The organism is Streptomyces sp. NBC_00876 (assembly GCF_045207435.1).
Lineage (GTDB): Bacteria > Actinomycetota > Actinomycetes > Streptomycetales > Streptomycetaceae > Streptomyces.
Map to the genome: position 1 here is coordinate 2495079 of NZ_CP108800.1, position 17625 is coordinate 2512703.

The 17625-nt window shown below is 71.5% G+C and carries 19 protein-coding genes; 14 read left to right on the forward strand and 5 right to left on the reverse strand.

All coding sequences use genetic code 11. From position 1 onward, the window contains the following. Positions 1-15: 15 nt before the first annotated feature. From OG782_RS10930 to OG782_RS10965, 8 genes are all read left to right on the forward strand, one after another. Entirely contained in the window at positions 16-696 is a 681-nt protein-coding gene (locus OG782_RS10930; protein ID WP_406449754.1) for a TetR family transcriptional regulator, read from the forward strand. A gap of 215 nt (positions 697-911) precedes the next feature. Beyond that, on the forward strand, positions 912-2123 hold the full coding sequence (locus tag OG782_RS10935; protein WP_406449756.1) for an alpha/beta hydrolase: 1212 nt from the start codon (positions 912-914) through the stop codon (positions 2121-2123). A 96-nt stretch (positions 2124-2219) separates the two neighbouring features. After that, a complete protein-coding gene (locus tag OG782_RS10940) occupies positions 2220-3182 on the forward strand; it encodes a DUF4429 domain-containing protein (RefSeq protein ID WP_406449758.1) in 963 nt (320 codons plus the stop codon). Positions 3183-3364: 182 nt separating this feature from the next. Then, positions 3365-4747, forward strand: coding sequence for a sensor histidine kinase (locus OG782_RS10945; RefSeq protein ID WP_406449760.1), 1383 nt, complete (start codon positions 3365-3367; stop codon positions 4745-4747). Beyond that, positions 4744-5433: a response regulator gene (locus tag OG782_RS10950; protein ID WP_406449762.1), complete on the forward strand. Its 690-nt coding sequence runs from the start codon at positions 4744-4746 to the stop codon at positions 5431-5433. Before OG782_RS10945 ends, OG782_RS10950 begins: the two co-directional genes overlap by 4 nt. Positions 5434-5641: 208 nt before the next feature. Further along, entirely contained in the window at positions 5642-6748 is a 1107-nt protein-coding gene (locus OG782_RS10955) for an alpha/beta hydrolase (RefSeq protein WP_406449764.1), read from the forward strand. After that, positions 6745-7953 (forward strand): acyltransferase, encoded by a 1209-nt coding sequence (locus tag OG782_RS10960; protein WP_406449765.1) that lies wholly within the window; start codon positions 6745-6747, stop codon positions 7951-7953. The genes OG782_RS10955 and OG782_RS10960 overlap by 4 nt, the downstream gene beginning before the upstream one ends. 121 nt (positions 7954-8074) lie before the next feature. After that, positions 8075-8269, forward strand: coding sequence for a hypothetical protein (locus OG782_RS10965; protein ID WP_406449767.1), 195 nt, complete (start codon positions 8075-8077; stop codon positions 8267-8269). 60 nt (positions 8270-8329) lie between these two features. Here the strand turns inward: OG782_RS10965 and OG782_RS10970 are convergent, their stop codons facing one another. Both OG782_RS10970 and OG782_RS10975 read right to left on the reverse strand, forming a co-directional pair. Then, positions 8330-9346 (reverse strand): aldo/keto reductase, encoded by a 1017-nt coding sequence (locus tag OG782_RS10970; protein WP_406449769.1) that lies wholly within the window; start codon positions 9344-9346, stop codon positions 8330-8332. After that, positions 9346-9807 carry a MerR family transcriptional regulator gene (locus OG782_RS10975; RefSeq protein WP_406449771.1) on the reverse strand — a complete coding sequence of 154 codons (462 nt, stop codon included), beginning with the start codon at positions 9805-9807 and terminating at the stop codon, positions 9346-9348. The genes OG782_RS10970 and OG782_RS10975 overlap by 1 nt, the downstream gene beginning before the upstream one ends. Positions 9808-9899: 92 nt before the next feature. Between OG782_RS10975 and OG782_RS10980 the strand changes: the two genes are divergently transcribed. Next, positions 9900-10715, forward strand: a complete 816-nt coding sequence (locus OG782_RS10980; RefSeq protein WP_406449773.1) for a serine hydrolase domain-containing protein — start codon at positions 9900-9902, stop codon at positions 10713-10715. Here the strand turns inward: OG782_RS10980 and OG782_RS10985 are convergent. Then, entirely contained in the window at positions 10681-11142 is a 462-nt protein-coding gene (locus OG782_RS10985) for an ATP-binding protein (protein ID WP_406449775.1), read from the reverse strand. The genes OG782_RS10980 and OG782_RS10985 overlap by 35 nt on opposite strands. 84 nt (positions 11143-11226) lie before the next feature. Here OG782_RS10985 and OG782_RS10990 point away from each other — a divergent pair, with 84 nt between their 5' ends. The 4 genes from OG782_RS10990 (at position 11227) to OG782_RS11005 (ending at position 14024) form a co-directional block, all read left to right on the forward strand. Continuing rightward, on the forward strand, positions 11227-12075 hold the full coding sequence (locus OG782_RS10990; protein WP_406449777.1) for a Scr1 family TA system antitoxin-like transcriptional regulator: 849 nt from the start codon (positions 11227-11229) through the stop codon (positions 12073-12075). Further along, the gene (locus OG782_RS10995; RefSeq protein WP_406449779.1) at positions 12035-12298 is read left to right on the forward strand and encodes a DUF397 domain-containing protein; all 264 of its coding nucleotides are present in this window, start codon (positions 12035-12037) and stop codon (positions 12296-12298) included. The genes OG782_RS10990 and OG782_RS10995 overlap by 41 nt, the downstream gene beginning before the upstream one ends. 191 nt (positions 12299-12489) lie before the next feature. Further along, positions 12490-13137: an RNA polymerase sigma factor gene (locus OG782_RS11000; protein WP_406449781.1), complete on the forward strand. Its 648-nt coding sequence runs from the start codon at positions 12490-12492 to the stop codon at positions 13135-13137. 77 nt (positions 13138-13214) lie between these two features. Then, positions 13215-14024 (forward strand): hypothetical protein, encoded by an 810-nt coding sequence (locus OG782_RS11005; protein ID WP_406449783.1) that lies wholly within the window; start codon positions 13215-13217, stop codon positions 14022-14024. Positions 14025-14098: 74 nt separating this feature from the next. Here OG782_RS11005 and OG782_RS11010 read toward each other — a convergent pair whose 3' ends face one another. Continuing rightward, entirely contained in the window at positions 14099-16117 is a 2019-nt protein-coding gene (locus tag OG782_RS11010) for an alkaline phosphatase family protein (RefSeq protein ID WP_406449785.1), read from the reverse strand. 251 nt (positions 16118-16368) lie between these two features. Between OG782_RS11010 and OG782_RS11015 the strand changes: the two genes are divergently transcribed. Beyond that, positions 16369-16953: a GNAT family N-acetyltransferase gene (locus OG782_RS11015; RefSeq protein WP_406449787.1), complete on the forward strand. Its 585-nt coding sequence runs from the start codon at positions 16369-16371 to the stop codon at positions 16951-16953. On the opposite strand, the gene OG782_RS11020 is transcribed toward OG782_RS11015, so the two are convergent. After that, positions 16950-17606, reverse strand: a complete 657-nt coding sequence (locus tag OG782_RS11020) for a pirin family protein (protein ID WP_406449789.1) — start codon at positions 17604-17606, stop codon at positions 16950-16952. The genes OG782_RS11015 and OG782_RS11020 overlap by 4 nt on opposite strands. Positions 17607-17625: the final 19 nt, after the last annotated feature.

Sequence of the window (17625 nt, forward strand, 5' to 3'; positions counted from 1 at the left end):
AAGAGGACCAGTTCAGTGACCGACGGGCAGCGAGCCGCAGGCCTTCCGGTCGGGCTGCGCGAACGCAAGAAGCGACGCACCCGGGACGCCCTGCTCCGTGCCGCCCTCGACCTCTTCACCACCCAGGGGTACGAGGAGACCACCGTCGACGAGATCGCCGACGCCGTCGAGGTCTCCCAGCGCACCTTCTTCCGCTACTTCGCGGGAAAGGAGTCCGTCGCCTTCGCCGTCCAGGACATGGTGGAGTCGCGCTTCATCCTCGAACTGCGTCAACGCCCCGCCGCCGAAACCCCTTTCGAGGCCATGCGCCGCGCGGTCCTGTGCGCCTGGAACAGTATCGGAGAGGCCATCGAGGCCCTCATCCCGGTCGAACTCCACATGCGGACGTACCGGATGATCGAATCGACCCCCTCCCTGCTCGCCGCCCACATGCGGCGCAGCGTCGCCCTGGAGGAGCAGATCGCCGGGCTCATCGCCGAGCGCGAGGGCCTGGACATGGCACGGGACCCGCGGCCGCGCGTGGCCGTCGCCGCGTTCTGCGCGGTGATGCGGGTGACCGGGCAGCTGTGGGGGCGGGGCTGCGACGGGAGCATGGACTCGCTGCGGACGCTGACCGAGACCTACCTGGACCAGCTGGGCCCGGCCCTCGCCGGAGACTGGCGCGCACACCCGGCCGGAACGGCGCACCTCAACTGAAGGGGTGTGCCGCACGCCTCAGGCGTACACATGACCGAGGTCACAACACGCGGTCCACAGAGGCCCGGTGAGGCACTCCGGCAGCCCCGGCATCGGCGGAGCGTGCCGGAAGGCCGTACACAGCGTGAGGGAAACGGCGCATCATTCCTCGCAGTCAAGTGATGTGTGTCACCCCCTTAACAGCGTCCTGCGCGCGTCTCCTAATGTGGGCCGCAGTGACTTCCTTCGACTCCTCCCCCACGCTCACCGCATGGCGCGCTCTGCTGGCCATCGCGGTCGTCTTCGTGATGCTGGCGACCACCGGCTGGACCGCTGTGCGTCATCAGGGCTCCGACGAGCCACGCACGGTCGCACTCGCCTCCTGGGCCAAGGGGTCGATAGCGGGAGGCGCACTTCCCCCCGCCGATGCGCCGCCGTACAAGCTGGCGCACTTCTTCGCCGCCCTCACGTCCACGCAGCGCGCCCGGCTGGCCGACAAGTACCCGCTGGTGGTGGGGAATCTGAACGGCGCCCCGGTCACGCTGCGCTATCGGGCGAACCGGCTCGCGCTGCAACAGGCGCGCACGGCCGAGCAGGAGCGGGTGCACGACAGCAGGCTCTCCCCCGACGGCCGCGCCGAGGCGGTCCGCCGCGCGGACCGCTTCCGGTCGATGCTCACCGCCGGCCGGCACTTCCTCGCGTTCGACCCGTCCGGCCGCGGCCACGCCGCGGAGGTGTTCGGCGACCTCGACCGGGCCGCACGCATCTCGGTCGTCGTCCCCGGAGTGGACACCAACCTGCTGACGCTGGAACGCACCGGCAGCAAGACGAACGCCGCCCCCGTCGGCATGGCCAAGTCCCTGTACGCGGCCGAGCACTCCGCGCGCCCCGGCGTGCGGACCGCCGTGATCGCCTGGGCCGACTACACCGCACCCGTCGGCATCGGCATGGACGCCGCCCTGGGCAATCTCGCCGAGCGCGGGGCGGTCCGGCTCGACGCACTCGTCGGGGCGCTCCCGGGGGCCGCGCCCGTCTCACTGTTCTGCCACAGCTACGGCTCCGTCCTGTGCGGCGTCGCCGCGGACCAGCTTCCGGCCCGGGTGACGGACATCGCCGTCGCGGGCAGCCCCGGCATGCGGGCCGACAACGCCGGGCAACTGCACACCCGGGCCCGTGTGTGGGCGATGCGGGACCACGGCGACTGGATCGCGGACGTGCCGAACCTGGAGGTCGGCGGCCTCGGCCACGGCGCCGATCCGGTGGATCCGGACTTCGGTGCCCGGATCGTCTCGGCGGGCGACGCGGTCGGCCACAGCGGCTACTTCGAGCCGGGCACCGCGAGCCTCGGCAACTTCGCCGCGATCGGCGTGGGCGCGTACTCCTCCGTGACCTGCGCACAGGCCGACGGCCTCTGCCACGAGCGGATTTCCGGCAACTCGACAGTCTGACGCGCGTAGAGAACCACGCCGAGAGCCGCACAGGACCGCGAATTGCGGGCTACTCCGAGGGGGACGAGCGGGCAAGTGCCGCATACGATGAGGCACATGGGTGATGTGCTGGCCGGAATTCAAGCCACCTGGGAGTTCGACACCGACTCCGTGCTCATCCGCTTCGAACGGGGAATCCGCACGCCGAGGCTCTTCCAGAGCCTGCGTGAGCGCCGCGTCCCGCACGCGGCGCTGTCGTCGGTGACGCTGACCCCGGGCAAGCGGGGCACGGTGGTGCTGCGTGCGGTGCCGAGACCCGGTGCCGATCCGCTGGTGGAGGCTGCCGCCGGGCAGCTGAAGGACGGCTGCGATCCGTACCGCCTGGTGCTCCCCGCCGGACGCGAGGTGCTCGCCGAGTACTACGCCGACGAGCTGCGCGCCCGGCTGGGTCCCGACGCGGACGAACCCGCCGAGCGGTTCCTGGTCGCGGCCCCTGAGGCGCCGATGAACTTCAAGGCGTACGACGGCAGGGCCAGCTTCGACGGGGACCGGATCTCCTTCCGGTGGTTCTGGACCGGCGCCTCGTCGGAGAAGTGGAAGGCGGGCGACCAGACGTTCCCCGTCACCGATCTGCGCGGGGTCGAATGGCGTTCGCCCGAGGCCTTCGAGGGCTATCTGCGGCTGGTGCCGCGCGGGCTGGAGTGCCCGGGGCCGGCCGGCGGTGCGGGGCCCGGCCCGGCCGGCGGCCCGGGGACGGGCCTGCTGACGAGCGCCGCCCCGGACACCCAGCCGATGGCGGCGCGTCCGACCCGGGCCGACCAGGACCCGGCCGCGGTGATCTTCGGCCTCGGCTACGGCCCGGTGCACGAGTCGCTGCCCTTCGCCGCGGCCGTCCTGGAATCCGTCCGCAGGAAGCAGTCCGCGCCCGTCGCGACCGCGACCCCCCTGACGGGCGCCGCGCGGCGCGATCCCGCGGACATCGCCGAGCGGATCCACCACCTCGGGGAGCTGCACCGGGCGGGTCTGGTGACGGACGACGAGTTCAGCGCGAAGAAGGCTCAGCTGCTCGCGGAACTGTAGCGGCGGCCTGTCCCGTGCCTGTTCCCGAATCAGGCACGGGTACGAGGACGGGCCCGGGTACGAGGACGGGCACGGGTACGAGGACGGGCCCGGGTCATACCTGTGTACGGGGCGGGCGGCCGCACAACCGGAACCACGGTATGACGCCGCGGGACGGCTTCGCTGCCTACCCTGATCAGGCCATGCCCTCTTTTCCCCCGCCCCCGCCGCAATCGCCGCCGCCCGCTCCCCCGCACCCGCCGGCGGACGGTCTGCTGAGCGCCGCCCGCCGCAATCTGCGCGAGTTCGGCCAGGCGCTGTCCCGCCCCTCCCATCCCCCGACACCGCTGCTGGCCGGCGCGCCGAAATGGTGGCAGCGGCTGCTGCCGTACGCCGTCGTCCTCGCGCTCGTCGCCGTCCTCATCCCGGTCACGATCGTCGTCCTGAACCATCAGTACGGCCTGAACGGCGGCACGGCGGGCGCGCTCGCCGTCGCACAGGCCGCGCCGCTGCTGATGCTGGCGCACCGGCCGCTGCAAGCCTGGTGGATCATCTTCCCGGCCCAGATCCTGGGTGCGATCGTGCTGTTCGGGCAGTCGGGCACCCAGCACAACGCGTGGCCGTGGACACCACCCGGCCAGATCGGCTACCTCTTCCTGCTGCTCGCCCTGGGCCTGCGCGAGCAGCGGCGGACCCTGGTCGCCGTCTGGCTCGCGACCGGCACGGCGGGCCTCGTCCTGTATGTGGTCCACCCCGAGCGCGGCACCGACAACTCGCTCCTGCTGCTGATCCTCGGTGCGGTGGTGCTGGTGATCGGCGCGACGGTACGGGAACGGGGCGAAGCCCGGCGCCGGCTCGCCGAGCAGGAGACCATCAGCGAGGCGGAGCGGGCCCAGCGGACGCTGCTGGAGGAGCGGACCAGGATCGCCCGCGAGCTGCACGACGTGGTCGCGCACCACATGTCGGTGATCACGGTCCAGGCCGACTCGGCCCCGTACCGGCTGGGCGGTCTTCCGGACGAGGTCCAGGAGGAGTTCGCTTCGATCGCCGCGAGTGCGCGGGAGTCCCTCGGGGAGATGCGGCGCCTGCTGACGGTGCTGCGCAGCGAGGGTACGGAGGGCGAGCGGGCCCCCCAGCCGGGCCTCGACCGGGTGCAGCAGCTGGTGGAGGCGACGGTACGGGCCGGGCTGCCGGCCGAACTGTCGCTGCCCGCCGGGCTGACGGGCCTGCCGCCGCTGGTGGACCTGTCCGCGTACCGGATCGTGCAGGAGGCCCTGGCGAACGTGGTCCGGCACGCACCGGGTGCCCGGACCCGGGTTTCGGTCGCCTCGGACGGCACGCATCTGACGGTGCTGGTCGTCAACGACCCGCCGCAGCGCACCGGTTCCTCGCTCGCGCCGCTGGAGACGACGGGGACGGGACACGGCCTGGTCGGCATGCGTGAACGCGTACGGTTGACCGGCGGCACGCTGGACACCGGGCCGCTGCCGGACGGGGGCTTCCGGGTGGCCGCACGGCTGCCGCTGCCGCCTGCCTCGGCCCCTTCCGTCTCCTCTGTCCCGCCCCTGAATCCGGAGGACTCGTGACCATCCGTGTGATCATCGTCGACGACCAGGCCATGGTGCGGGCGGGGTTCGCGGCCCTGCTGGCGGCGCAGGCCGACATCGACGTGGTCGGTGAGGCGCCGGACGGGCGCCAGGGCATCGACGTCAGCCGCCGCACCCATCCGGACGTGGTGCTGATGGATGTGCGGATGCCCGAGATGGACGGGCTGGCGGCGGCGCGCGAGCTGCTGAACCCGCCGGTGGGCGTGGTGCACGTGCCGAAGGTGCTGATGCTCACCACGTTCGACGTGGACGACTACGTGTACGAGGCGCTGCGCGCCGGCGCGTCCGGCTTCCTCCTGAAGGACGCGCCGCCCGCTGATCTGATCTCGGCGGTACGGGTGGTGGCGGCCGGCGACGCGCTGCTCGCCCCGTCCGTGACGCGGCGCCTGATCGCGGACTTCGCCCGGCAGCGCCCGTCCGGGACCGCCCGCAGCGGGCCCGCGCTGCGGCTGAACGGGCTGACCCCGCGCGAGACGGAGGTGCTGGAGCTGATAGCGCGGGGGCTGTCGAACCAGGAGATCGCGGGGCAGTTGGTACTGGCGGAGCAGACGGTGAAGACCCACATCGGGCGGGTGCTGGCCAAACTGGACCTGCGCGACCGCGCCCAGGCGGTGATCTTCGCGTACGAGGCGGGCGTGGTGGTACCGGGCACACCCGGCGACTGAGGCCAGCCCCCGCCCTCCCTGGAGGTAGCCCTCCCTGGAGGTAGCCCCCCGTCCTTCCTCGGGGCAGCCCCCCGTACACCCCCTACCCCGGTATCACCCCGCACTTGGCCCCCCGGTGTGACGCCCCCGCACCCACCCTCTTCCTACCTTCCTCTCCGTCGCGCCGAACGGCGTGCGGGAGCCGGTTCAGCCGGAGAGGGAGGGTCTGATGCGCCGTTACGCGAGGACCTTGGTCGCGGTCGCACTGGCGACCACCATCGTGACCGGGACCGCCGGCTGGGCGTCGGGAAACGCGCAGCAGGCGCTGACCGGGCCGCCGCCCGGCACCGCGGCCTGGCGGGCCGATCACGTACTGGGGCGGGAACTTCCGGATCCGGAGAAGGACACACCCGCCGAAGTGGGCGCGTTCTTCCGGGGGTTGAGCGACAAGGACCAGCAGACGCTGGTCGCACGGCACCCGCTCGTCGTCGGAAACCTCGACGGCGCACCGGTGGAGCTGCGCTACCGCGCCAACGCCCTTGCGCTGAAGGGCAGTCACGATCCCCGGTACGCGCACCTCGCCGCGGACGGCCACCGGCAGATCCTGGCGTTCGACCCCCGGGGCCGGGGCCAGGTCGCCGAGGTGTTCGGCGACCTGACCACCGCACGCCGGGTGTCCGTGGTGGTCCCCGGCTCGGACATCGACGCCGGGACCTTCGACCGTACGAACGACGTGTACGGCACCCCGGCCGGCATGGCCAAGTCCCTCTACGCGCAGACCGGCCGGGGCAGCGCCGTGATCGCCTGGGCCGGGTACACCACCCCCGTCGGCCTCGGTGTGGACGCCGCGACCGGCTCGCTCGCCGAGGCGGGGGCCGACCGGCTGACCCGGTTCACGGACGGGCTGGCCGCCGACGGTGTGCCCGCGCCCGCCGTGTTCTGCCACAGTTACGGCTCCGTCGTCTGCGGCCTCGCCGCGTCCCGGCTGCGCGCCGGCGACCTGGTCGTCCTCGGCTCGCCCGGGATGCGCGCCGACAACGTCCGCGACCTGCACACCGGCGCCCGGGTGTGGGCCGCCAAGGACCCGGGCGACTGGATCGACAAGGTGCCGAACGTGGAGTTCGCGGGGCTGGGCCACGGCCCCGACCCGGCCTCCCCGGAGTTCGGCGCCCGCCGGGTGCCCGCCGACGACGCCCGAGGGCACACCGGCTACTTCGCCCCCGGGACCGAATCGCTCCACGCCTTCGCCGCGATCGCCGAAGGCACGTACGCGGACGACACGTACACGGACGGCGCGGTCGCGGAAGGCACGTACGCGGACGGGGATCCCCGATGAGCCTGCGCACCCTCGCCGCCCGCGTCGACGCCCGTACCCCCGCCCACCGCGACCGTGCCGTCGACGGCCTGCGCGCCCTCGCCCTGCTCGCCGTACCCACCGGGCACTGGCTGCTCGGCGGATTCCGCCTCGACGACGGCGGCGCCCTGCACAACGCCAGCCCGCTCTCCGCCTTCGGCGCGCTCGCCCCGTTCAGCTGGGTGCTCCAGATGCTGGGAGTGTTCTTCCTGGTCGGCGGATACGCCTCGGTGCTCTCCTTCCGCCGGAGGAAGTCCACGACCGGGGCCTGGCTGCGCGGCCGGATGGCGCGCCTGGGCCGGCCGGTGCTCGGGGTGACGGCCGTCTGGGCGGTGATGATCCCGGTGCTGCACGCGCTCGGCGTGCCGGGCGACACGCTGCGGACCGGTTCGACACTCGTGATCCAGCCGCTCTGGTTCGTCGGCGTGTACGCGGTGGTCACCGCGCTGACCCCGTACTGCCTGCGGATGGCGAAGAGATTCGGCGCCTGGGCCGCCGCGCCCCTGCTCGGTGCGGTCGCCGTCGTCGACCTGCTGCGGTACGGGCCGTTCGCCGATGCCATGCCCTCCTGGCTGAGCCTGCTGAATCTCCTTCCGGGCTGGCTCTTCGCGTACCAGCTGGGCGTCTCCTGGGGTGTGGGCCGGATCGGGAAGCGGGGCGCGGGCGCCCTGCTCGTCGGCGGCGGTGTGCTGTTCGCCGCGCTGCTGCTGTTCTTCCACTACCCGGCGTCGATGGTCGGGGTGCCGGGCGAGGCGCGGACCAATTCGCATCCGCCGTCGCTGCTGGTCCTGGCGCTGGCCGCCGCGCAGAGCGGAGCGGCGATCCTGGTGCGCGACCGGCTCGGCCGGCTGCTGCGCCAACCGCTGGTGTGGGCACCGGTCGTGGTGATCAACCTGTCGGCGATGACGATCCTCTGCTGGCACCAGACGGCGATGCTGGCGGCCGCGGTCCCGGCGTCGTTCGCCGGTGCGCTGCCCGGTCTGACGACCGGTCCGGACACGCTCGGCTGGATCCTGGCCCGGCTGGCCTGGATGCCGGTGTTCGCGGGGCTGCTGGTGCTGATCGCGCGGTACACGCGGCGGTTCGAGGCGCCGTGGCAGGCGGGGACGCGGGCCGCGCACGTCCGCCGGGTACTGGCGGGGGTGTTCGCGGCGGGCTTCGCCGTGTTCGCGCTGAGGCTCGCGTGAGGGACGGAAGCGCTGAGGCTCGCGTGAGGGCGGCGCGCCGGGCGGCACCCTGCACACGTACACGATCCTCGCCGACACGATCAAGAAGCTCGGCGGCAGGACGGACCTCCGGTACGAGAACGTGCGCTTCGCCCCCTCGGTCAGCGCGGTCGCGATCCGCGACGTCGAGAAGCAGGACGACCTGTACGCGAACATCGACAAGCTCGATGTGGAGGAGAGCGAGGTGGACGAATTCCTCTGCTCGTCCACGACGACCGGGCACACCGCCATCACCGAGGAGCTCTGCTCCCGGCTCCTGGACCGCCTGCCCGGCTGATCCCGGCTCATGCCCGTCGCCCGGTGCGCACACGGCACACCGGGCGACGGGCGCGCCGGGCTACTCGCGCGCGGCCGACGTGGAGCTCATGTCCGGGTAGCGGTCCCCCGCCACCTGGCCGGCGATCGGCTCCAGCAGGGCCAGCTCCTCGGCGGTCAGCGTGAGCCGGGTCGCGCCGACGTTCTCCAGCAGCCGGCTGCTCTTGCGGGTGCCGGGGATCGGCACGACGGTCAGGCCGTGCACCTGGGCCCGCTGCTGCACCCAGGCGAGCGCGACCTGTGCGGCGGTCGCCCCGTGCGCGGCGGCGATCTTGTGGACGGGCTCCAGGAGCGCGGCGTTCGTCTTCGCGTTGTCGCCGGTGAAGCGCGGCTGGAACGTCCGGTAGTCGCCCTCCGCCAGTTCCTTGCCCGCGTCCGCGAACGCCCCGGTGAGGAAGCCCCGGCCCAGCGGCGAGTACGGCACGAAGGTCACACCGAGCTCGACGGCGGCGGGCACGGCGCTGCGCTCGACGTCGCGGCTGAAGAGCGACCACTCGGACTGGAGGGCGGCGATCGGGTGCACGGCGTACGCCTCGCGCAGCTCCGCCCCGGTCACCTCGCTCAGCCCGAGCTGCTTGACCTTGCCCTGCCGCACCAGCTCGGCCATCGCGCCGACGGACTCGGCCAGCGGCACGGACGGGTCGCGGCGGTGCATGTAGTAGAGGTCGATCACATCGGTGTTCAGCCGGCGCAGGCTGTCCTCTACCGCCTTGCGGATGTACGCCGGGTCGTTGCGCACGCCCCGGTAGTGCGGGTCGTCGTCGCGCCGCTCGATGGCGAACTTCGTGGCGAGGGTGATCTCGTCCCGGTGCGCGCCGACGAAGGGCGCGATGAACGTCTCGTTGGCGCCGCTGCCGTAGATGTCGGCGGTGTCGAAGAGCGTGACGCCCGCCGAGAGGGCCGTCTCCAGGGTCTCGCGGGCTGCGGGCTCATCGGTGTCGCCGTAGAACTCGCTGATGCCCATGCAGCCGAGCCCCTGGACGCCGACCTGCGGGCCGCCGTCGCCGAGCTCCACGGTGGCGATCTTGTTGTCAGTCATCAGGCACTGGGCCTTTCCGGCGCCCGCCGGGCGCCTGCGTAGAACTCGATCTTGTGGTCGAGGACGGCGAGGGTGTCCTGGAGCTCCGCGATCCGCGTCCTCACGTCGCGGCGGGTCGCCTCCAGCAGTTCCTGCCGCTCCTCGAAGGTGTGCTCGCCCTCACGCAGCAGCTCCGCGTACCGGACCATGTCGGCGACCGGCATCCCGGTCAGCCTCAGCTTGCCGACGAAGCCGAGCCAGTCCAGGTCGCGGTTGGTGAAGCGGCGCTGGCCGGTGTGCGACCGGTCGACGTGCGACATCAGCCCGATCCGCTCGTACCAGCGCAGTGTGTGAGCGGTCAGCCCGGTGAAGGCCGCCACCTCGCTGATGGTGTAGCGGTCCTCGCCCTCGGGACGCGGGTGGGCCCGGGGCGCCGATGCGCAGAGGTCGGTCCTCGTCGAAGTGGTCTCCATCACCGTCATGACCTCCACGCTAGAACCTTGGAGTGCACTCGAAGCAAGCGCAACCGGACGCGGGTTTCGACAGGAACGGGCCAGAACCTAGGCTCGTACGTATGCAGAGCCTGGCAATGATCGAGAACTGGCCCGTCCCCACCGCGGCGGCGGCCGTCGTACGAGCGGACGGGACCGTCCTCGGCAGGCACGGTCCCACCGCGCACCGCTTCCCGCTCGCCTCCGTCACCAAGCCGCTCGCCGCCTATGCGGCGCTGGTGGCGTACGAGGAGGGCGCGGTCGAGCTCGACGAACCGGCCGGCCCCGAGGGTTCCACGGTCCGCCATCTGCTGGCCCACACCAGCGGCCTCGCCTTCGACGAGCACCGGGTGACCGCCCCGCCCGGCACCCGGCGGCTGTACTCCAACGCGGGCTTCGAGGTGCTCGGCGACCACATCGCCAAGGCCACCGACATCCCGTTCCCGGAGTACCTCCGGCAGGCGGTCCTGGAGCCCCTGGGGATGACCGCGACCACGCTGGACGGTTCCCCCGCCCGCGACGGCGTGTCGACCGTCGATGACCTGGTGCGTTTCGCGGCGGAGGTGCAGGCCCCGCGCCTGCTCGACCCGCGCACGGTGCTGGAGGCGCAGACCGTCGTCCACCCCGGCCTGAAGGGCGTCCTGCCCGGCTACGGCCACCAGAGCCCCAACGACTGGGGCCTCGGCTTCGAGATCCGGGACCACAAGTCGCCGCACTGGACGGGCGCCGCGTCGTCGCCCGCGACCTTCGGGCACTTCGGCCAGTCGGGTACGTTCCTGTGGATCGACCCGGCGGCCGGGGCGGCCTGCGTGGCGCTCACCGACCGGCCTTTCGGACCGTGGGCGGCCGAGGTGTGGCCGCCGTTCACGGACGCGGTGCTGGCCGAGCTGTCGGCGTAACCGGCGCGGCGGCCAGGCACTCGAACCACACCGTCTTGCCGCCGCCGTCGCGGCGCGTCTCCACGCCCCACTTGTCCGTGACGGCGGCCACCAGCAGCAGCCCCCGGCCGTCCTCGTCGAGCACATCGCCCTCGGCCACGACCGGCAGCCCCGGACAGCCGTCGGCCACTTCGACGCGGACCCCCGCACCATCCGGGAGCCGGAAGATGAGGGTCTGGCAGCGGCGGCCGGGGACATGCCGGACCACATTGGTGATCAGCTCGCCGATCGCGAGTTCCGCCGCGTCCGCCACCGCCATCAGGCCCCACCCCTTGAGGTAGAGCCGCACGATGCGCCGCAGATGCCGGACGGAGTGCTCACCCATGGCGAAGTCGGCTCGGTAGACGGGCTCTTCGGACTCGGCCCGGGGAGCAATTACGTGATTCATGTCACCATCCTGCGAGGGGATGACTACGCTCGGCTACGTACGGAACCGAACGCCGCGAGGCGTTGCACACCGGAGGTCCCCGCCGTGGCCAACATCCAGACGCTCGACCCCAGCGCGTCCCCACTGGACTACTACGGCTGGGAATTACGCCGCCAGCGCGAGGCGAACGGCCTGAACCAGGCCCAGTTGGGCGAGATCATCTTCTGTACGGGATCACTGGTCGGCCAGATCGAGACCACGAGGAAGCTACCCACCCGCGACTTCTCCGAGCGGGTGGACGCCGCGCTGGGTACGGACGGGACGTTCTCCCGCCTGATGGGCCTGGTCCTGCGCAGCCAGCTGCCGACCTGGTTCCAGCCGTACGCGGACATGGAGGCGAAGGCCGCGTACATCTCCACGTACCAGGCGCAGTTGGTGTACGGGCTGTTGCAGACGGAGGAGTACGCGCGGGCCGTCCTGGCCACCGGAATGCCCGACGATCTGGACGGCCTGCTCGCCGCCCGGATGGAGCGCCAGCGCATCCTGGAGCGCGAACGGCCGCCGCTGGCCTGGGTCATCCTGGACGAGGCCGTGCTGCACCGGCCGATCGGCGGCGAGGAGGTCATGCGGGCCCAACTGATGCGGTTGTTGGACTTCGCCGCCCACCGGTGGGTGCGCATCCAGGTGCTGCCCTTCTCGGCAGGTGAACACGCAAGCCTGGATGGCTCGTTCACCACCATGCGCTTCGACGACGACCCGGACGTCATCTATACCGAAGACCTCATCTCCGGTCATATGACCGCCAGCCCCGACACGGTCCGGGAGGCATCGCTCCGTTACGCTCACTTGCAGGCCGCCGCCCTCTCCGTGGAGGATTCGGCGGCTCTGATCGCCCGCGTGATGGAGGAGCGTTATGGAGACCGGCCCCGACCTGAAGAGCGCGCAGTGGCGTAAATCCAGCTACAGCGGAAGCACCGGCGGCGAGTGCGTCGAGTGCACCGTGACCGGTGGCGCCACCTGGCGGAAGTCGTCGTACAGCGGCAACACCGGCGGCGAATGCGTCGAGGTGTCAACCGGCTGCGCCGCCTCCGTGCCCGTCCGCGACAGCAAGAACCCGGCCGGGCCCGTCATCGTCATCGGGGCCGACGCCTGGCGGGGCTTCGTGAACTGCCTCTGACCGACACATTCCGCGTGCGTGCCCCGCATCCCCGCCTGCCCGGCGGGGAGGCGGGGAGGCGGGGCACGCACTGTATTCAGGGCCCGGCATTTCGGCCGGGACCGCGCCTGCGCGGCAGGGGGCGGATCCATCCGCCGATGCCGGTTTGGCTCAGCGGGAACCTTCGGCCGGTTGCCGGACACGTACAGGGTATGGAACTGAACGACGCCGATACCGCCGTCCCGGTCGGAGGTATATCCGACCGGGTGCTGTGGGCGAGAGCCGTCGACGGCGACCGTGAAGCGTTCGGCCGGATCTTCGACCGTCACGGGAAGACCGTCTACAACTATCTCTTCCGGCGTACGGCCGACTGGTCCGAGGCCGAAGACCTCACGTCGACCGTGTTTCTGCATGCCTGGCGCCGGCGGTCGGAGACCGTACTCGACCGCGACTCGGCCCTGCCGTGGCTGCTGGGCATCGCCGACCGTCTGGTGTCGAACACCAGGCGGCGGCTGCGGCGGGCCGAGGCGTTGCTGCACCGCCTCGTCTCGCACGACGAGCCGGTGCGCGACCACGCGGACCGCGTCGCCGTCCTGGTCGACGACGAGCGTCGCATGTCGGAGATCCACCGGGCGCTGGCCCGGCTGCCCCGTCACGAACGAGAGGTCGTCGAGCTCTGCGTGTGGTCGGGCCTGGACCAGCAAGCGGCTGCGACAACGCTGAAGGTGGCGGTCGGGACCGTGAAGTCCCGGCTACACCGGGCACGCCGAAGGCTGGGGGCCGACCTCGTCGGCGGAGCGACGGTTCCGGCGTCATTCAGTTCGAGAAATCCCGTCCACGCGAAGGAAGTCGCACCATGAATGACATGCAGGCCATTCCTGCGGCTCCTTCCGATCGTGATCTGCCGAACCACCGGCGGACCCGAGAGGAGCTACTGATGATGATCGACCCCGAGGACAACCAGGCATCGCTGCGACGCAGGTGGGGAGTACCGCTGGGGGTCGGCGCCGGCGTCGCGGCGCTGAGCGTCGCGGCGGTGGCCGTCTTCAGCGGGGTGGGGGATGCCCAGCCGGTACTCGCCTCCCCCGCCGGAAACCCGACGGGCGCCGCCGCGTCACCGAGTGCGGACACCTCGCACGGCTCCACGTCGGGCGGAACCGGCAAGGCGTCGCCCGCCACCCCTGACACGTTCACCGTCACCAGCGGGAAGACGACCCCGATCGACGCCGCAACCGTCACCAAGATCCTGTCCTCGTGCCTGGGTTCGGACGCATCGCGCTACCACGCGGTGATCGGGGTCCGCACACCCGTCGCCTCGCAGGACTGGGACGGAGTGGTCGTCGCCGTCGACTCCGCCGGCCAGTACGTGCAGTGCGAGTCGAAGGGCGACAAGGGCAACAGCCCGGACTCCCCGCCCACGTTCATCAACAACCGCCTGTGGGGCACCGGACGCACCATCGCGTACTTCGACTCCCTCGGCGCGCCCGTCGGCAAGAAGCAGTTCCTCATGCTGGGCGCCGGGCACCACGCGTCCAACGTCGCCAAGATCACCATCAGTTACGGCGACGACCCGAAGCAGTACCCGGCGGTCATGGCGGGCGGCGCGTTCGTCTACGCGGCGGCTCTCTCCCCCGGCGCGTCCGGCCTCGACCCGAACCATGCGGGCCCGAACCCCTACGTCCACGCCTTCGACGCGTCCGGCAAGGAGATCTACAACCAGAAGCAGGATCCGCAGTTCGCCGGCTAGGGCTGTGAGGGTTCCCGGCCCTGTGGTGGGGCCGGGAACCCGCCGCTCAGGTCAGCGGTCCGTCACCGCCGCCGTCAGACCGTCGCCACCCGCCCCGCGTACCGCTGGGTCCAGCCGGTTCCGGTGTCGGCGGTGAGCACCACGTCGTAGTAGCCGTGCTCGGTGGGCCAGTACACGACGGTGGAGGCACCGCCGGGGACGGTGTGCTTCCGGGTGCCGCCGCGGTAGTCGTTGGCCGTCAGGGTGTAACGGACGGGGTGCCTGCCGTCGTTGCGCAGCCTCAGCCTGACCACGCCGTGCCGGCCCCGGACCAGCTCGGCCTCGACGCGCGGGATGCCGATGTGCTTTCTGCTTTCGCTCTCGGGGATCACCTGTCCGGCGAAGGAGCGCAGGAAGCCGTCGGGGCCGTAGACGGAGAAGGCGTACTTGCCGTCGGTCGCGTTGGTGTCCCAGGTGTACGAACGCGGGGCCGCCTCCGTCACCGTGTACGGCGTGTTGTCGAAGGCCAGGTACCGGTCGGGGAAGACCTGGAGGCTCACCGCCTTGCCCTCCGGGCCGCCGGCCAGCGTCATGGAGGCGGTCACCGTGCCGGCGGAGCGGTCCTCGGTGAAGGTGGCGTGCGGGTGGAAGGACAGGCCGCGCGGCCTCATCCCGTCCTCCGGCAGCTCCGGCGGGGTCCCGGTGACCGGGTCGGCGATGACGACCGGACCCGGCCGCGGGTGCGCGAAGTCGATCGCGCTGGTCAGGTCGCCGGCGATGGAGCGGCGCCATTCGGTGATGTTCGGGCAGGTGAACGGCTTGCCCAGGAAGGAGGCCCAGGTCTCCAGGAACTTCACCGTCGAGGTGTGGTCGAAGACCTCCGACGCGACATGGCCGCCCCGTGTCCACGGCGAGACCAGCAGCATCGGGACCCGGGGGCCGAACCCGTACGGAGTGGTGCCGGAGAACTCACCGGGTGTGCCCGCCTCCGGGCGCGGGGGCAGTACGTGGTCGAACTTCCCGTCGTTCTCGTCGTAGGTGATGATCACGAGGGTGTGGTTCCAGATGTCCTCGTTGCTCTGGAGCGTCTTGAGGACCTTGTTCATGTAGCGCTCGCCGTGCACCGTGTCGAAGCCCGGGTGCTCGCTCCACGCGGCGGGCATCACCACCCAGGAGACCTCGGGGAGAGGGTGCTCCGCCCCCGGCTCACAGGCCGCGATCAGGTCGCGGAGCACCGCGTCGAGGTTCGCCTCCGAGTCGTCGTCGGGCGTGGTGGCGCCCTCGTAGACGAAGGAGTTGGCCTTCCAGATCTTGCCGGTGCCCGGTGCGAGGTCGGCCTCGTCCGCCGTGCGGGGGTCGAAGGAGGCGAAACTGTTGGTGACGTTGCAGCCGTACTCGCCGACGAAACCGTTCTGGAGGCTGCCGCCGACACCGTTGCCGCTGTTGTCGGAGTAGACCCGCCAGTCGATGCCGGCCTGCTGGAGCTGCTCGGGGACCGTGGTCCAGCTGCGGCTGTAGTCGTTCTGCTTGGCGTTGGTGGTCTCGCCGCCCCCCGAACCGGTCATCAGGTAGTAGCGGTTGGGGATGGTCGGCCCGTGCATCGAGCAGAAGTTCATGTCGCAGACGGTGTACTGGGAGGCGAGCGAGTACATCCAGGGCATGTAGTCGGGCGTGTAGTACCACATGCAGTGGTCGCCCTTGTCCTTCACCCAGGTGTCCCACCGCCCGCCGTTGGCACCGTAGAAGTTGTGCTTGTCGCTCCAGGTGGCGGTCGACGGTGCGGGCGTCACGATGGCGCCGGTGGCGTCGCGCTGCTGGAAGACGTCGGTGCCGTCCTGGAACCTCAGGACCTGCTTGTCGTCGTGTCCGCGCACACCGGGCAGCTGGCCGAGGTAGTGGTCGAAGGACCGGTTCTCCTGCATCAGGATCACCACGTGCTTCAGATCGGAGATGTCACCGTTGAAGCCCTCGGGCAGGACGTACTCGGCCGCACCGGCCTGCGCCCCGCCGACCGCTTCCGCGACCGGGCCGGCGGCGATCGCGCCGAGGGCGACGGCGGCCGTCCGGAGCATCCGGCGCCTGGTGATACGGAATTGACTGGTGTGGAGAGTCATCAGGGGGACCTCTGGGGGAGAGTGATTCAGGGGGACGAACCGTCGGCGCGTGCCTGCGAAAAGTAGGCCGCCGGAGCGAACGGCGGGCGAACCATGGACGTATTCCTGAGGCACCGGAAGATTTCCACGGCCCCCGGTGCCGGGTCGAGATCCTGTGCGGTGATTGCCGAAACTCGCGCCCGGTTGGCCGGTCGGCCGGTCTTGCCATCCCCCTGGCCGGAGATCGCGGAGTACCGATAATCTCCCCGGCCATGACCGACATAGTCCGCGCCGCCGCCTCCGACGTCCCGGCGCTCGCCGCCGTCCTCGCCAGCGCCTACGCCGAGGACCCCGTCTGGTCCTGGCTGATGCCGCACGACCGGGACCGCAGGCTGCGGCTCCTGTTCACCGCGCATCTGGCGCAGCAGGTCCCGGCGGGCCGGGTGTGGACCGATCCGGACCGTACGGTGGCGGCGGTGTGGGCGGAGCCCGGACAGTGGAAGCTCCCGGCGAGCTACCTGCTGCGCAACGCGGGCACGCTGCTACGGGCGGCGCGGACCCAACTGCCCAGGACCGGGATGCGGTTGCTCGCACTGGAGCACCGCCATCCGGCGGATCCGGCGCACTGGTACGTCGAGTACATCGGCACCCACGCCGACGCGCGCGGCACGGGGCGCGGCTCGCAGGTGCTGGGCGGGCTGCTGGAGCAGGCCGACGCGGACGGGAAGCCGGTGTTCCTGGAGTCGAGCAACCGGCGCAATCTGACGTTCTACGAGCGGCACGGTTTCGCCGTGCAGGAGGAGATGACGTTCCGGTCCGGGCCGCCGATGTGGTCGATGTGGCGCCGGGACTCCTAAGCGGGCAGCTCCCACATCAGCGCCTCGGCCGCCCCGCCCGCGACCAGCTCCAGGCCCTCCTCGCCCTCGATCCGGGCCGAGTCGCCCGCCGCCAGTTCCTCGTCGCCGATCCGCAGGTCTCCGGCCACCACGTGCACGTACACCTTCGGCGCGTCCGGCACCGCTGTGCGCTCCCCCTCCCCCAGCCGGCGCACATGGAGCATCGCACCGGCTTCCGGGAGGGCGTACGGGGTGGAGTCGGCGATGCCGGGGACGGTCGTGTACGCGGGTTCGCCGCCCGGGTCCAGGGGGGCGATCCACATCTGAAGGAACGTCAGGGCCCTTTCCCCGTCGTTGCGTTCGATGTGCCGGACGCCGGAGGCGGCGCTGAGGTGCTGGACGTCCCCGGGCCGCACGACGGTGGCGTGACCGGCCGAGTCGCGGTGGGTCAGCTCGCCCTCCACGACCCAGGTGACGATCTCGGTGTGGCTGTGCGGGTGCTCCTCGAAACCGGCGCCGGGCGCGAGGCGCTCCTCGTTGCAGGCCAGGACCGGGCCGAAGCGGAGGTTGTCGGGGTCGTAGAACGTGCCGAAGGAGAAGGAGTGCCGGGACTCGATGCCGGCCGCCGCGTCCCCACCCCTGAAGCGGTCGCCGGAGCGACGTACGGAAATCACCCGTCCACGGTAGCCCGCC

What these genes read in the sequence shown, in the direction of transcription:
- OG782_RS10945 (WP_406449760.1), top strand. Translation starts at nt 3,365, where the DNA reads ATGCCCTCTTTTCCCCCGCCCCCGCCGCAATCGCCGCCGCCCGCTCCC.
- OG782_RS11000 (WP_406449781.1), top strand. Translation starts at nt 12,490, where the DNA reads ATGGAACTGAACGACGCCGATACCGCCGTCCCGGTCGGAGGTATATCC.
- OG782_RS10985 (WP_406449775.1), bottom strand. Translation starts at nt 11,142, where the DNA reads ATGAATCACGTAATTGCTCCCCGGGCCGAGTCCGAAGAGCCCGTCTAC.
- OG782_RS10955 (WP_406449764.1), top strand. Translation starts at nt 5,642, where the DNA reads ATGCGCCGTTACGCGAGGACCTTGGTCGCGGTCGCACTGGCGACCACC.
- OG782_RS11015 (WP_406449787.1), top strand. Translation starts at nt 16,369, where the DNA reads ATGACCGACATAGTCCGCGCCGCCGCCTCCGACGTCCCGGCGCTCGCC.
- OG782_RS10975 (WP_406449771.1), bottom strand. Translation starts at nt 9,807, where the DNA reads ATGACGGTGATGGAGACCACTTCGACGAGGACCGACCTCTGCGCATCG.
- OG782_RS11010 (WP_406449785.1), bottom strand. Translation starts at nt 16,117, where the DNA reads ATGACTCTCCACACCAGTCAATTCCGTATCACCAGGCGCCGGATGCTC.
- OG782_RS10995 (WP_406449779.1), top strand. Translation starts at nt 12,035, where the DNA reads ATGGAGACCGGCCCCGACCTGAAGAGCGCGCAGTGGCGTAAATCCAGC.
- OG782_RS10980 (WP_406449773.1), top strand. Translation starts at nt 9,900, where the DNA reads ATGCAGAGCCTGGCAATGATCGAGAACTGGCCCGTCCCCACCGCGGCG.
- OG782_RS10960 (WP_406449765.1), top strand. Translation starts at nt 6,745, where the DNA reads ATGAGCCTGCGCACCCTCGCCGCCCGCGTCGACGCCCGTACCCCCGCC.
- OG782_RS11005 (WP_406449783.1), top strand. Translation starts at nt 13,215, where the DNA reads ATGATGATCGACCCCGAGGACAACCAGGCATCGCTGCGACGCAGGTGG.
- OG782_RS10940 (WP_406449758.1), top strand. Translation starts at nt 2,220, where the DNA reads ATGGGTGATGTGCTGGCCGGAATTCAAGCCACCTGGGAGTTCGACACC.
- OG782_RS10970 (WP_406449769.1), bottom strand. Translation starts at nt 9,346, where the DNA reads ATGACTGACAACAAGATCGCCACCGTGGAGCTCGGCGACGGCGGCCCG.